Genomic DNA, 15,849 nt, shown 5'->3' with positions numbered 1-15,849 from the left:
CAAGCCCACTTTAAGCAACGAACTACACTGGAAGAGATTAATTACTCCCAGCAACGTAACCTGGATAAAAACATGTTCCAGCGACTTGCTACGCTCGATTTTATAGCCAAAAAAGAAAACGTAATCATCACAGGACCATCTGGTTTAGGTAAAAGCTTTATGAGTCAGGCACTGGGTCATCAGGCCTGCATTAGGGAGTTTAAAGTACTCTACCAAAATACAGGCAGAATGCTCAAGAAACTCAAACTGGCAAAGGTTGACGGTACTTATCTGAAAGAACTTAAAAAAATCACTCAGGCCAACTTACTTATACTCGATGACTTTGGACTACAGGCTATGGATAACCAGGCAAGAGAAAGTATGCTCGATATCATCGATGAAAGGTATCAGCAACAATCCACCATCATCACCTCGCAAATACCTGTGTCTGCTTGGTACGACATCATTGGTGAAGGAACTATAGCTGATGCTATCCTTGATAGACTCGTCAACTCTTCTCATCGTATCGATCTGAAAGGAGAATCAATGAGAAAACTTAAAGAACTTTAAAAAATTATTGACAAATTACGCCTTCCTCAGAGTGGCACCATATCGCCGAAATCACTGGCACGGTTAGACCGAAATACCCATCCGGTACCAGTTCAGGAAAATCGTCGAAAACAATTTAGTTTCCCCTTGATAGTCACTGGACGTATCTGGATCGGCCGACCATATTATTGTGGGATCACCGTACTTCTGCAGGCGAATCACTTTTCCACCAGTTTGAGAAAAATCGATCGTTCCATTGAACTCAATACAGCAACTTTTCGTCCGTTCGAAGCGCATCTGACATGCAAATAAGAGTCGTTGATAAAATACTCTGTCCAGCTGTTAAAAAATCATACCCCATGCCTCTTTTGGTATCTCCTACTGGGCGGTTCCACTCTGGATCATCGACAAAGCCATCCTTTTCGGCATAAGCTTCGCAATCCTTGATAAGACGTTCATAGACTTCAGGTGATTCCTTCGCCAAATCTCTGTTCTCCACTGGATCATCCTTCATGTTGTAAAGCTCAAAAGGACTGTCAAAATAACTTGTGAGTTCTAGCCATCCGCAATCACCCCTCGGGTTCGGTGAAACGCTGACACAAAATAATTTTCCGGCTCAAACTCATCACCCTTCAAGAGTGAAACAAAGCTCTTACCCATAAGCGGTTTCTTATCCAACCCTGCTTTGTGTGGTTCTGCTTTTGCCAACTCCAAAAAGGTGGGATACAAGTCCCAAATCCTTATCATGTCTTTATTCAGGCCACCTCTTGGTAATTTCAGCCCATCCGGCAGATGGATAATCATTAGTGATCTCAGGGCTCCTTCGTGACTCGCATGTATGTAGGGTCTCATTAATTACTGGACAATTCCTTTTCCGGTAGTAATTCCTCCGGATTCACCCGATCAACCATTTTCACGGCATTTTCAAATCCAATGGTCACTTTCTTATTATAATCATTGGTTAGTACTCTGATAGATTGGTTTTTAACTGCAATAAATAAGTAAGATTCAATTTATCTGATTTCTGAAAACTTATTCCATTTCTTCCAGAGGTTCATAAACACTTCCGCAATAATGTTTTTAGAAAGTTCGTCACATTTGGGAATAAAAATCGCAAAAAGAAAAAGGTGATCGAAATTCTGATTATAGACTTTATCGAACTGCTCTGCTGAAAGCGGTTTCAACTTGATATTTTCATCTTTCCCTTTTCTTTTCATTCTTTGAAATTTAACTATCCTTACTTAGTGACAATTATCTCACATAGAACTCCTATCTATTTTTTTGGTCCTAAACCGAAATGCAAAAGCACTTTCTTTGACATAAGAAATAGGTCTTACTTTTCCCTGATCATTGAATTTAGCCCATCCTGTATCCCAGGTGATATAATAATGTGTATCAGGTTCCAATACTGGAAAATCATCAAAGGTTATGATTCTTTTTCCCTGGAACCTGCTGGATTGATCAGGATCAGCTGACCACAAAATGGTCGAGTCTCCATATTTCTGTAAGCGTATTTTCTTCCCTTCTGTGTTAGAGAAATCAAGTGCTCCTGTAAATGTGATTTGAAGTTTCTCATCAATAGCCACCTCGTCAGACATACATACTGGAACTGTAGCAGTAATCCCTGCCGGCAAGAAATCATATCCCCATCCACGTCTCACATCACCTACCGAACGATTCCATTTTGAGTCATCCGCAAAACCATGATGCTCAGCATAGGTTCGCCATTCTTTGATAAGTTGCTTATATATTTCAGGGTTTTGCTTCGCCAGGTCATTGTTCTCTACGGGATCATTTTTCAGATTATAAAGTTCAAATGGGCTATCAAAGTAGCTCGTTAGTTTCCAGTTATCCTTAACCACTCCTCTGGTTCGGTGAAATGCTAAAACAAAATAGTTTTCTGGCTCAAAATGATCACCCTTCAACAATGACACAAAGCTCTTACCCATAAGAGGTTTCTTCTCTGCCCCTGTTGCAGGAAGTTCCGTCTGTGCCAATTCCAAAAAGGTGGGGTACAAATCCCAAATTCTCAGCATGTTCCGATTCAATTCTCCTTTTGGTACCTTCAGGCCGTCGGGCCAATGGATAATCATAGGAGATCTCAAGGCCCCTTCGTGGCTCGCATGCTTGTAGTACCGAAAGGGGGTATTGCTTAGTGTACCCCAACCGTAATTGGTTGTAAACCATCCATTATTCTTATTCCATGGCAAAGCATTTCTATTGGTGTACAGTCCAGCATAACATCCTCCATTATCCGATACAAAAACTATAATTGTATTATCAAGCTCACTATCCTCTTCATTCCCATCGCCGTTAGGGTCTTTGAGGAAATCTACTATCCTACCGATATTTTCATCCATGTTATCCACCATGCCGGCATAGGCACTACGAGAGAGATATTCAAATTTCTTTTGCAAATCCCACGGATTAGATGAGGTATCCGGCAGTAGTTCCCAGTCGGGGATTTCCACACCCGGATCGGACAGTTCGACTGAATGATCTACTATCCCCAGCTGCTTCATCCTTTCAAGCCTCTGCTCCCGCATTTTCTCCCAGCCATCTTTGTAGACATTCACGCCTTTTGCGGGATCGTAGTATTTTCGCACGTTTTTTTCAGGGGCATGTAGTGGCGTGTGAGGGGCATTGTAGGCCACAAAGCTAAAAAAGGGTTTGTCCTGATCTATAGCCTCCTTCATGTACCTTATCGAGTAGTCTGTAAAATCCTTGGTTGTATAAAAATCTTCTGGTAATTCTGACTGGGAAAAAATATGCCCATCATCTTGCCACTCCACACGACCTTCTCCGGTAAAGCTGTTCAGCTCACCTCCGCTGAACCCATAAAAATGATCAAACCCATAGTCGGTATCAGGATCGCCAATTCGGAAATTGGTCATACCATGGTTCTTGCCAACAATGTGCGTGGAGTACCCGGCATCTCTGAGCAAAACGGGCAGACTAGTGGCATTGGGAAGGCCCTCACCACCTGCTGCTTTAAACTCCATACCTGCCAAAAATGCCACTCGGGATGTAACACACATAGGTGTAGTGTAATAATGGGTAAATTTCAGTCCATTATCAGCCAGTCTATCGAGGTTAGGAGTTTGTATCTCACTACCATAGCAGCTTAGATCGGAGTACCCCAAATCATCGGCCATGATGAACAGGATATTGGGCCTTTGTGATGCCTCTGAACAACTTATCAATAAACTGAAGCAAGCGCTCAACAAAAGTAAAACCCCACAAAACCGCAAGGCATAAGCAATGATTTTCAATGATTTACTCATGTTTTACTCAGCTTCAATCTTGTAAATACCAGAGGTAAAAGTCCCCAAATAAGCAAAACCATCTTTTGCAATTTGATACGAATGCCCTTTACCATTCACTTTAATCGACTTACTTTTTCCATATACAGGCACCAATATTTCAGCAGATGAATTCTCAGGAATGCTCAAGTTCCAAACAAACTTATTGTCTTGTGATTCCCACGAACTTTTAATTATTCCATATGGCGATTCGTAAGATGCACTGGCTTCTTCTAAATGTTGGGTCAGGTATGGCTTGAAAACTATCTTTTTGAAACCCGGACCTTTGGCACTTAGGTTTATACCTGCTATTCCTGAGTAAAACCAGGAATCATAACCCGCCTGCATCGGGTGACTGTGCGAACGATGATTAAGCATGTTATAGTCATAATTCTCATCAATCGGTAGCACTTCCCACAAGGTGGTCGCATCATAATATTTCCACATCGTTGCAAAACTTCTATTGTCCTTTTTACTTAAAAGGCGATGTACCTCTTCTTCATATCCATTTTCACACAGCACTTTAAATACACGTCCAATACCAAATATCCCTGTGTTTAGAAATCCATCGAATTCTTCATGAATATTCTTAACAATTGCAGCGGCAACTTTGGTTTTATTCTCCTCTGGTACAATACCTATTTCAAGAGCCATGGCATTGCCTGTTTGGCTTCCATAAGATCCTGCACCGGGATCATAAAACTCCTGATTGAAGCTCTCCTTGAGAATTTTTAATTTATCCGAAAAGTCATCAGCATCTTTAGTCTTTCCCAACGCTTTAGCTATTTGCAGCATCAGACTAACATCCAAAATATGGAAAGCAGAAGAACTTACAGGTACAGCACAATCGATATTGGAATTACCACCAGGAGGACACCAATCCCCAAGTCCATGCGTGATAATCCCATTGATGTTTTTCGAATGGATGTACTCCACCCAGGTTTTCATATCAGGATAAAATTCATTCAGGATGCTTTTATCTCCGTTGTACAAATACAGATACCAGGGCAGCTGGACCATGGCCGTACCCCAATCAGGAGATGCCGTACCACTTGTTCTTTTACCGGGAACGATCATAGTAGGAATACCTTTCGGTTTGGTAATGATACTTCTGTCATGAAAACTCTCACCGAAGTAAAGTTCCTTTGCTTCATTACGCGCAGATGATCGCATGTCCAACATGTACTTTTTTAAAAACCGCGGTGCATCATAGTTGAACAGAAGAGATTGAGCTAAAGCATGTGCATCGCCTGTCCAGCCACACCGTTCCCTGTGTGGGCAATCGGTCGGTATGCTGTGGATGTTGCTGGTAATTGTCCAGTTGGCCAGGTCGTGCAGCTTGTTGATGTTTTCCTCTGAGCTGGTAAAACTTCCAATTCTTTCCACTGAAGAGTAAACCACAATTCCCGTCAATAAATCTGCCGATGGTTTTTCGGTTAATCCGGAGACCTCAGCATAGCGAAACCCATGATAGGTGAACCTGGGTTCCCAGACTTCAAGGCCCTCGCCCTTGCAAATGTATTTGCTGGTTTGGACTACTTTGGTCGCACGGACTCCCGTGGATGTTGGGTCAAGGTTTCCCATAGAATCAATTTCTTCTGCGAAACGTATGGTAATGGCCTGCCCTTTCTGTCCGTTAATTTTCAGTTTTGCCCATCCGGCAAAGTTCTGTCCAAAATCAAATATGTATTTTCCTCCCTCAACTTCAGTGACTTTCTTCACATCCACTGTTCCCATTTTCTGAATTGGTTCCGCAAATTGTTCAAAAAGTTCAGTAGGGTGATTCTCAGCTAGCTGGGTACTATTCCAGTTCTCTGTTGATGCATAAGGCGATAGCCAATCATCCACCTCCCTGGTAGCATCGTAGGTCTCTCCTCCATAGATATTGGAATACATAATTGGGCCATTTGTCCAACTCCATGACTCGTCACTTGCCAGCACCTCACGGCTGCCATTTGAATAGTCAATGACCAATTGTGCAATAAATGTGGGTTGTCCGTAGGCCATCCTGGAATATTCCTGATTTGGTGCTTTCCACACCTGGTTTTGATTGTACCAGCCATTTCCCAGCATTACACCCAGGACGTTTTCATTCTCAATCTCCGTTGGGTCAATGTCATAGGCAGTATAGAAAGTGTAGTCCTCATAGTTGGTTTGACCGGGATCAAGCACGTTTTTTCCTATTTTTTTACCATTTAGGTAAGCTTCATAAAAACCAGGCCCTGCGATAAAAAGGCGTACCCTGTTAACATCACCTGATGCTCTGCTGAACAGCTTTCTAAAAATGGGTAAGGGTGCCTTGGGGTCATAATCATATGTAATCCATTTTCCTTTCCAGTCCTCGGGGTAATGGATGGGAGCAGTAACCTTCACAACCTTACTCCAGTTGCTCTCAATACCTGCAGTATCCCAAACTTTGACTTTGAAAAAGTAATCTTCACCAGACCTGATTTTGATATCGGAAAACTTCTGAATTGCAGACTGACCGCTTTCTTTCTTTTCAGAATCCCAAACATTGCCTTGTTCTGCATCTATACCCTTTTGGTTGTCTGATACCAACAGGTGAAAGGATGATTGCATATATCCTGATTCATCAGATTTGACCTTCCAGCTTATTCTCGGGAAATCATCTACATTTTGCACAAAACTGACATTCAGCTCAGAAACCTCAATCAAAGAAACCGGTTCAGGTTTACAACCGATCATAAGAAGAGTAAAAAACAGAATACTAAGAGATATGGAAAAAATTAATTTCATTGTACGGATTTTGTAGGTTTTTTAGAATTGAAAATAGTGGTCATACCATCTCTTCTCACTACCAATTGGTCCTTCAGGAATTCCCGGGTTTTTTAGTTCTTTAGCCCAGGAATCGAGTTTTTTTCTCAGCGATTTTGCCTTTTTGGGGTACTCATCAATCAAATTTTTAGTTTCATGTTCTTCTGTTGACACATCAAACAAGAACTCGCGCTCTCCAGCTGACAGGTACTTGAAGTTTCCTTCCCGGATAGCTGCCTGATCCCAAAACCGCCAATAAAGGGCTTCATGTGGGTCACCTTCTTTCTCTCCTGTCAAAAATGGGATCAGATTGGTTCCGTCGAGTTCCTTAGGTTTAGATCCACTAGCCAGTTCTACAGCTGTAGCAGCCATATCCAAAGAGATGACCGGACGATCATACACCTTTCCTTTCGGCAACACTGCCGGCCAGGACATCAGGAAAGGCACCCGGATGCCACCTTCAGAGATCATCCCTTTTTCCCCAACCCAAGGGTCATTGAGAGAGCCGTCCCATGCGCCACCTTTGTGTGTAAGTGGAATGTCTTTTTTATCGATTTTCAGTGGAGCGCCATTGTCACTTATAAAGAAGATCAGGGTGTTTTCATAAATTCCATTTGCCTTCAATGTTTCTGTGATCTTTCCTACTCCATCGTCGATGGCAGCCATCATGGCCAGGCAATATCTTCTGCGTTCGGGCATATCACCTGGAAATCGACTTAGGTATTTTTCTGTCGCCTCTAGCGGAACATGAGGGGCAAAATAAGGCAGGTAAAAGAAAAACGGCTTGTCTTTGTTTCGTTCTATGAAGGTTACAGCTGCATTGGTCTGGTTGTCGAGTCTAAACCCACTCTCTTCAATCCATTGCTGTTCAATATCGTTTCCATGCAAATCATAATTCGCCAAAATATTGTACATAGGCCCATAGTAATATTCCTGAAAGCCGCGAGCTGGAGGGAAGTAGGGCATTTTCTTATCTCTTGGAATGTCCCTTGGGGTATACTTGTTCTTATCCCTGATCGCAGGGATGTTTTCCCTGATCCATTCCGGCTGTTGATGGTTTGGTTCCAAATGCCACTTGCCAGTCATGCCGGTTACATAGCCAGCGTCGGACATTCTTTGAGAAATGAGTATTTCCTCCAGAGGAACAGGAATGGTGCCGTTATGATCTGTTCCAAAGCGCTGCTGGTAGCGCCCAGTCATCAATCCCGCCCGGGATGGGATACACTGTGGAGCCGTGACATAACCAGACGTCATCCGCACGCCATTAGTTGCGAGTGCGTCGAGATTTGGGGTTTTGATATCATTGACACTCCCCTGTACCCCTAGGTCTGCATAGCCCTGGTCGTCAGTGAATATGACGATGATATTGGGCCTGGTTTGGGCAAGTACCATGGAAGTCAAGAAGAGTAAAAAAATTGAAAGTGAAGTTTTCATAGTCCTATTGATATTAAAAATTCATCTTATTTTAAAGTCAGCCACTTACCAGAGGTTTTTGCGTTTACCTCAAATTTTATCTGATTCCCATTCATGGTATATTTCAGCCTTTTGTTGTTTTGATCGTAAAGTCGAAATGTTTTTTTGGTCTTGAGCAAAACAGGAATAGAAACCTTGCCCTTCCCTACCACTAAAATCTCATAAGAATTGGCGGATTGATTGAATGCTATGGTTTCGATTGGTGCCTCGGAAAATGTATAAGTGACACCATCCACGGTCACACCTTCACATTGGTGCCCTTCGAATGCTACCAATTGATTATGACTATCGGTCCTGAAAGCCATTTTCAAGTGTCCATTAAAGTCTATTTCATGTCCGTTTACTTTGTAGTTCTTCACATCAATTCCAGCTGGGGGCAGTGGGTTTTCAGCCAGTACTTTTGCGTCTTCTTCATTTCTAGAGAAACCTCCGGGCCAGGTTTCTCGGTGGTTTTTATAATGACGAACCAATGTCGTGGCACCATTGGGGAATCGGGTCGCCAGGTAATCAGTATCAGGTAGAATGAATAAGCACTAGGTTTCTTCATTTTTCTATTCAGTTTTATTCAATCGATTGTGTCAGAACATTTTCCTCTGCCGCCTGAAACGCCTCATGCCCCGTTGAACCATCTCCAAGGATGGGGTATCTATCTGCAGGTATCTGGCTCCTGTGCGTTGAAATAATATCTTGATATTCAGTATTTTCAATCACATTTACCCACTCGTGAGGATCAATTCTATGATCATAAAATTCCTCTGAACCATCCTTGTACTGGATCAACCTGAAGTGCTCGGATACGATAGCGAAGTTTCCCGGCCCAAAACAAACCCTGGAATAATGATCCCAGTCAGCCTGAGTGTCTTGAAGCAAAGGCACAAGCGAATGTCCTTCGTGATGCGGATCGGGATCAATATTGGCCAAATCCAAAAGTGTTGGGTAAATATCTAGCAGCTGGACGGGTTTAGTACAAACCTGACCACCAGGGATTCCAGGCCCGGCGATTATCATTGGCACCCTGGTTCCATCTTGCCACAGGCTACGCTTAGCATGACGCTCTTTCTCCCCCAGATGAAAGCCATGATCACTGACCAGAACAACGATGGTATTTTCGGCACAAGAACTTTGTTCTAGCACATCCAACACACGACCTATCTGTGCATCTACAAAGCTTACACAAGCCAAATAAGACTGAACAAGAGGTTTCCATTCATCGTTTTCCATCACCCACTCATGGGTGGGTGATACATGTTTTCGTCTGGTGATGTCCACTCCATATTGTGAAATATCATTCAGGTCCCCAGATATTGTTTTTGGCATTTCCAAAGTTTCTAATGGGTACATATCAAACCACTTTTGTGGCACGAACTGCGGTACATGAGGCCTGAAAAAACCAACCCCCATCCAGAAGGGCTCGCTGAGCGTTTCGGAAAGGTTATGCTCTACCCAACTGGCTATTTTAAAATCCGGCATTTGGCTGTCATTGTCCGGGTACGCACCCCAGTCCCATAAAGGGTGCCCAGGGAATGAGCTTATCTTTTCCTCAGGCATAGGCCCAAATCCCCCAAGATGGCCGGCATAGTTTGGAACGTGCCTTTCATTGATACCCGGCGCATTATGGAATAATTTCCCAACACCATTCACATGATAACCCTCCTTCTCAAAACGTCTTGGCATCACGACACTTTCGCGAGCCACAGGAGAATCGATAATATCGGGGTTTAAGAAATAAATTCCAGTGGTGCTCGGATAAAGTGAAGTCATCATACTCGCTCTGGAGGGATTACACACGGGTGACTGACAATGTGCATTGCTAAATAAAATGCCAGAATTAGCCAACCTGTCAATATTAGGTGTCTTTGCCTGAGGGTGTCCTCCCAATACACCAATCCAGTCATTGAGATCATCTACTGTAATGAAGAGGATATTTACTTTCTGTGGTTCAGTTTTATGATTGCTATAAAACAAATATGCAATAGCAAATGCCACAAAAATCAATGTTAACAAAGAAGGACTTGAAAGCCTCATAAGTGGTATAAATAGAGTAAAGTTGTTTGTAAATGTATTCTACTCAAACAACAGAACCCTCCTGTACCTTAATGTGCTCACGAGCTCAAAAAACGAAGAAACCTACATCGATCTAAAAAAAGAAAGGAAAATCACTCTTTTCTTCCGGCGCGTAGTTAGGCCTTACCAAGTTGACTTTACTGTCAAGCGTCTATTGAGACTATTCGACTCTTCCCCTTCACTAATTGATACTACTTCGCTCCTAAATTAGAGTCAGCGGTAACCCATAGGGCAGCATCCATTGCTGGTATAAGCCATTGACCAGAATCGCTTATGATTAATCCAATTTTTTACGCTTGATACTCCTTGCTCCGTTTAACTTGCCCATTTGCACCTTTAGCAGTTATGGCATCCAGTGGAGCTGTGGCCAGTAATCTGGTCCATCGTTTTTTTGTGGAGCACCCTTTGTACTCCTTCCAGACCGCACCACCTGAGCGAGCTCTTTCTTCAGCTGCTCTACCAATTCTTTTTCCTGACTCTGCAGATTGTATTTTTCTTCCGGGTCAGCATGAAGGTCATATAACTGGACGTCAGGCATGCTTTCTGCAGTGTCTGAGCCGGACCTTGGAAAACTCCACCCTCCCGAACTGGAAGTCAACAATACTTTATATCGCCCTTGACGATAGGCAAAAGATCCATCATAAGAATGCATTACCAGACTTTCCCTCAATGGAGACTCAGAAGGTAGTCTCAAAGACTGCAAAAAACTATAGCTGTCCTCACCTGCATCTTCAGCCAATTCTACTTCAAATAAATCGGCAAATGTGGCCATAAAATCTGTGGTGCTCACCAGGTGGCTCGACTGTGCTGCCTGTATTCGCTTCGGCCAGCTCACGATAAAAGGCACTCTATGCCCTCCTTCGTACAAGTCTGATTTGAAGCCACGGTAGATGTAACTAGGAAAATGTCCTTTGCTTGCTAGCTGTTCAAAATCAGCCTGATTGGAGCAGCCATTGTCACTCAGAAATACCAACAAAGTGTTTTCATAAACTCCCTGGTCTTTTAAAACTCGAACAACACGCGCTACCAACCCATCACACATCATCACAAAGTCTGGATAGGGGTTATCTAACCCAGACATCCCCTGGTATTCGGGAGATGGCAATATTGGGTTGTGTGGTGCTGTAAGCGGTAGGTACAAAAAGAAAGGCTCCTTTTTCGTAGCATGCTCCCTGATGTAGTTTACTGCACGGGATTCGATTTCAGGTAGCACTTCTTCATGAACAAAATCACTTGCAATTTCCCCCTCCAGCCAGATGGATTGTTTTTTCTTACTGACCGTCCTGTCTGACGGCACCTTTGTAGGCATTTCATTTTCTACCCACACATAAGGCGGCATGCTCAATGAGCCAATAATTCCATAAAAGTAGTCAAAGCCAACAGTGGTTGGACCGTTTGCTACAGGTCTGGAAAAATCAATACTATCCGGCCCTGCATCCACGTTGTGCCAATCCCACCCCAAATGCCACTTACCAATTGCCGCCGTTTGATACCCTTCCTGACGGAGCAAGGAAGCAATGGTCTCACGTTTTGGTGAAATCAGTGCTTTATCGTATCCGTAGAGTACAGACTCCTTCAATCGTGTCCGCCAGCAATACCTCCCAGTGAGCATGCCATACCTCGTAGGTGTACACACCGATGAATTCGTGTGAGCATCTGTAAACTGTACTCCCTGAGCTGCCAGTGCATCAATAGCCGGCGTTTGAATCTTAGAGTCCGGATTGTAACACGAGATATCACCGTAACCCAAATCATCCGCAAGAATGATGACAATGTTTGGCTTCTCTTTCAACTCCTGTCCCTGTCCAGCGCAAAAGGTTATTGAAAAAACAAGCACGCCTAACAAACGTAAAATGATCATTTGCTTCTCTTTTTTAATTTATACTTAACTACCTGCGACTAAACCAAAACTTACTCCTTCCATTCGTCAAGACTTAAGGCTTCTAACAGCGCACTCCCAAAGAATGAAACTGTGTAGGTCACCACTACATCATACCAATGGCGGAAGTTGATCCCTGAGGGCCATGACCGACCTACAATCCCACCCCGGGCAGCGGTATCGTCACCTACATATTGGTGATCCATACACCATTCGATAGCCTTCATGCCGGCAGTATAGTATTTCTTATCTCCAACCATTTTGTAAAGCCGCAGATACAGTGCTCCCCAAATAGCCGTGGCTTTATCGCCAATGCCCACATACTGAGGTGACCGGTCAAAACGAACAGACAGGGACCCATCGGCTGCCTGCGTAGCGAGGATCCTGTCGGCTATAACCATTGCTTTAGCCAGGTATCCCTTCTCTGGTGCAGCTCTATGCGCTTCTATCAAGCCGTCTGCTATATACCCAAAGGCCTTCGTCCAGTAGTTTACTTCATCGGTTTTCATGGTCTTGCTTCTAAAAAATACTCCCCACAGACCTTCTTCATTTTCAAATGCTCTGATCAATAAATCGGCCATCCGAATGGTAGTTTTTTTGAAATAATCATCACCGGTGGCCAAGTACAACGCTGCAAGACCAGGCAATCCCATAGAGCTCTCAAAGCTCATGATATCTTTCCAGCGGTCCTCCTCAAAAAGATAGGCCTGGGGAATCCACACATCGTCATGTTCATCCATCAGCCGATTGGCTGCATCAGCTAATTTCTTACCCGCCTCAATGTATTTGGGGTTTTTCGTTTCCTTATAAAGTGACATCCATCCCCAGCCGACAAGGAACAGACTATCCACCGTACTAGCTTCATGTGCGCTGGTCTGAATAATGCCATAAGCAGGGCTGTCTTTATCCAAAACCTGCAAGTCCAATGTCAGCTGCATTAGTTCCTCTGCCCTTTGTTTGAGCTGGCTATTGCTCACAGAAGTGCTTACACCTTCAATATCAGCAGCTTCAAACAAAACTTTCGCAGAGGGCCCCCATGCCCAAGACCAGAATGGCCGCATACGAGTGCGTGCTGTGAGGTCATACAGCAAATACTCTCCACCAAAAGCTTTGCTGTTTGGGTTTTTGTATTGGCAATTGAGTAAAAAATCTGACGCTAAAGACAAGGCTGCAACCATGCGTTCACGTGTCACTCCCTTGCCCGTAGAAATATCCGGTAGCTCTGTCTCCCAGGTCACCTCCGAACTAGCCAGCATCTCACCATTCCTGGGGTCATGTATAGAAATAGCCCCTACCCAATCATCTCTGAGGGTCTCAATCTGAAAACTCACTTTTGAATTAACTACCGCAATTTGTGCAGCTAAATAAAAATGCTTGATGGAATTGGTTTTAGGGTCGATGTAAAAGGAGTTTGCCCAGTGATCCACCTTTTGATAAGGTATTCGGATTTGATCAGTAAGAGGCTTGATGTCCTGGTCATTAATGCGATAGGTACCTGGCTCTTGAATATCCATCTCTATCACTGCACTCATATCCGGCTTAATGGCCAGATCAACCACCGGGAACCGCTGCTCCTGACTAGATTTTCGGCGAGCTTCCGCTGCTTCATCAAACCCTGGCATCCAGACGTCTTTCGTCTGTTCGTTTTCAACATCAGGCGCGTGTGGTGACACATCATCATATTCGAAGATGTATTCATTAGCCTTACTAAAAAGCCTAACCTCAATATGTGAAAGGTCTTTTTCTATAGGTAGTTGAAAGGATAACGTACGGCCGTTTCTTAGTACTTCGAAAGATTTTCCTCCGAGTACTTTTTGCCTACATGCAGTACTTAGTGTGGTTATTCCTACTGAAAATCCAGCTGTGGCTATTGCAGTCTTCTTTAAAAAATTTCTTCTTGATTCGGAATTCAACATTCGATTATTGATTATGGTTGAGGAATCTGATTGCTGTGCATTCAATCATTATTTGCTAATAACGTTTTTAATAAACACACAGGAAGCATCTCAAGCCTCATTGTGTTTTACTTAACAAATGTTAGTCTACTGCATGGTCCCTGGTCTGGGACCATGCAGTTACACTATTAGTAACCTGGGTTTTGCAATATACCTGTCAACGAAATTTGACTTATTGGAATTGGCGCCAGGTAATGAGTCATCGTGAAATTTCGGTTAGAGGCACCATCTCTCACTATTACCCTACGCTGCTCACCTGTACCTACGGTGATGGTTTTCTCACCAAAAGGATAGATTGTAGGAATATACAAATCGTCGTTACCTTCATAAATGGTTCCCTCTATCACTGCACCGTAAACCTCTTCCTGGAATACTTCATCAGCAATTCCCCAGCGTTTTACGTCGTGAATGCGGGTATTTTCGCAGTACAACTCCAGCGCTCGTTCTCTTCTAATTTCCTCCAATATATCCAACCCGTGTGTAGTGGCCAGACTATTGGTAAGTGGTGCTATTCCTGCTCTTGCCCGAGTGAGGTTGATTGATTCATCCAGCTGCGCATCAGAAATGGAACCATTAAGCTCATACAGCGCTTCAGCATACGTCAAATACACTTCTGCCAAGCGCAGAATTGAATAATTTTGGGCATGCCTGGTGTTAGGCCTATAACCATTCCATGATTTAAACTTTCGATTTCGAATACCAATACCTGCACCTGAGTCACTGGGACCTACATTGAGTAGCGGCGATCCACCTTCTGGCACGTTATAAAAGTACCCGATCATTCGAAAATCTCTGTTTTGCAGCTCGTCCCACATCGTATGGTAGCCCTGAAAAAGCGGGCTCTTATCTATCGGAAGTCCATCGGTACACAAAAACATATCCATTGACTTTCGGTTTGGCGCCATACGGCTTTCGAATCTCGCAAAATTCTCATCACCAGGTCGAAGATCGAAATCATAAACATTTTGGATTATAAACTCTCTGTTGGTTGATTTGTCGAGTCCTAGCGGATTGGATCCGGCATCCTCCAACTGATGCAGATAAAAAGTGGAGTTTATTTCATCAAACTTGTAATCCCATAACTGGTAGCCTCCATCGTCCATCACTTCTTTGGCCAGCGCTACAGCCTCTGTCAACATCGCTTCTACAGTTGGGTATTCGGCCGGCTTTGCCGATCCGGCGCCCGCATTGACACCATCACCATCAGTAGCAGTACCTACATACCTATCCCAGGTAGCCGCATATAGCAATACTTTAGACTTATAGGCCTTGGCAGCCATACTGGTAATTTTACCCAGATCTGCGTCTCCTACTGAGGGCGGACAATTAGCAATCGCCTCATCCAAATCGGATAATATCAGGCTTAGTACTTCATACCGGCTGCTACGCGGTGTTTTAAACAACTCTGGAGGAGAAGTAGGGCTAATTACTGTAGTAATTAGTGGCACACCACCAAACCGCCTCATGAGGGTAAAGTACTCATAAGCCCTAAAAAAGTGAGCTGTCCCAACAGAAGCAGCGATTTCTACCGGATCACCGGTATACTCGGCAGCACTCTCGATGAGCATGTTTATATCTCGTAGATCATCATATCCTTCATTCCACAGCTCGTCAGATTCGGGAGCCACTACATTTCCCTGGGTATATAGCTGGGGTATAGATACTAGATCTGACCCATAATCTTTAAACTCATCTGCAGCACCCCAACCATGCATCCCGTCATACAGGAGGTTTGCTGCCAACTCGAAGTGAGTCGGGCTGGCGTAAAATGTCTGATCGGTAAGTTCGTCTAAGATTTCCAACTCCGTGAAATCGCTCTCGCATGCCATCAACATGAACGAGGCAATAAAAGCATATATTAATTTTTTCATGT

The 15,849-nt window shown here is 43.7% G+C and carries 12 protein-coding genes; 1 reads left to right on the top strand and 11 read right to left on the bottom strand.

Annotated elements, in window-relative coordinates; all coding sequences use genetic code 11:
- Window positions 1–549: IS21-like element helper ATPase IstB (istB, locus tag C7460_RS18150; RefSeq protein ID WP_115869559.1), on the top strand; the 549-nt coding region annotated here is incomplete at its 5' end.
- A gap of 241 nt (window positions 550–790) precedes the next feature.
- Here istB and C7460_RS18145 read toward each other — a convergent pair.
- The 11 genes from C7460_RS18145 to C7460_RS18095 form a co-directional block, all read right to left on the bottom strand.
- A complete protein-coding gene (locus tag C7460_RS18145; protein ID WP_115869557.1) occupies window positions 791–1,042 on the bottom strand; it encodes a hypothetical protein in 252 nt (83 codons plus the stop codon).
- A gap of 41 nt (window positions 1,043–1,083) precedes the next feature.
- On the bottom strand, window positions 1,084–1,380 hold the full coding sequence (locus C7460_RS18140; protein WP_115869556.1) for an alkaline phosphatase family protein: 297 nt from the start codon (window positions 1,378–1,380) through the stop codon (window positions 1,084–1,086).
- A 161-nt stretch (window positions 1,381–1,541) separates the two neighbouring features.
- Window positions 1,542–1,745: an RNA polymerase sigma factor gene (locus tag C7460_RS18135; protein ID WP_115869555.1), complete on the bottom strand. Its 204-nt coding sequence runs from the start codon at window positions 1,743–1,745 to the stop codon at window positions 1,542–1,544.
- A gap of 39 nt (window positions 1,746–1,784) precedes the next feature.
- On the bottom strand, window positions 1,785–3,812 hold the full coding sequence (locus tag C7460_RS18130) for a sulfatase-like hydrolase/transferase (RefSeq protein WP_115869554.1): 2,028 nt from the start codon (window positions 3,810–3,812) through the stop codon (window positions 1,785–1,787).
- Between the two features lie 3 nt (window positions 3,813–3,815).
- Window positions 3,816–6,587 carry an alpha-L-rhamnosidase gene (locus tag C7460_RS18125; protein WP_115869553.1) on the bottom strand — a complete coding sequence of 924 codons (2,772 nt, stop codon included), beginning with the start codon at window positions 6,585–6,587 and terminating at the stop codon, window positions 3,816–3,818.
- A gap of 21 nt (window positions 6,588–6,608) precedes the next feature.
- Window positions 6,609–8,039, bottom strand: coding sequence for a sulfatase family protein (locus C7460_RS18120; RefSeq protein WP_115869552.1), 1,431 nt, complete (start codon window positions 8,037–8,039; stop codon window positions 6,609–6,611).
- A gap of 26 nt (window positions 8,040–8,065) precedes the next feature.
- Entirely contained in the window at window positions 8,066–8,548 is a 483-nt protein-coding gene (locus C7460_RS18115; protein WP_115869551.1) for a hypothetical protein, read from the bottom strand.
- Window positions 8,549–8,639: 91 nt separating this feature from the next.
- Window positions 8,640–10,103, bottom strand: a complete 1,464-nt coding sequence (locus C7460_RS18110; protein WP_115869550.1) for a sulfatase — start codon at window positions 10,101–10,103, stop codon at window positions 8,640–8,642.
- A gap of 382 nt (window positions 10,104–10,485) precedes the next feature.
- Window positions 10,486–12,003, bottom strand: coding sequence for a sulfatase-like hydrolase/transferase (locus C7460_RS18105; RefSeq protein ID WP_115869549.1), 1,518 nt, complete (start codon window positions 12,001–12,003; stop codon window positions 10,486–10,488).
- A 50-nt stretch (window positions 12,004–12,053) separates the two neighbouring features.
- Window positions 12,054–13,937: a twin-arginine translocation signal domain-containing protein gene (locus tag C7460_RS18100; RefSeq protein ID WP_147303018.1), complete on the bottom strand. Its 1,884-nt coding sequence runs from the start codon at window positions 13,935–13,937 to the stop codon at window positions 12,054–12,056.
- 167 nt (window positions 13,938–14,104) lie between these two features.
- Window positions 14,105–15,847: a RagB/SusD family nutrient uptake outer membrane protein gene (locus tag C7460_RS18095; RefSeq protein WP_115869547.1), complete on the bottom strand. Its 1,743-nt coding sequence runs from the start codon at window positions 15,845–15,847 to the stop codon at window positions 14,105–14,107.
- Window positions 15,848–15,849 lie beyond the last annotated feature (2 nt).

This window comes from Marinoscillum furvescens DSM 4134, from assembly GCF_003386095.1.
GTDB classification, from domain to species: Bacteria; Bacteroidota; Bacteroidia; order Cytophagales; family Cyclobacteriaceae; genus Marinoscillum; species Marinoscillum furvescens.
The sequence above is the reverse complement of the archived record's forward strand: the minus strand, read 5'-3'. Positions and strand labels throughout refer to the sequence as shown.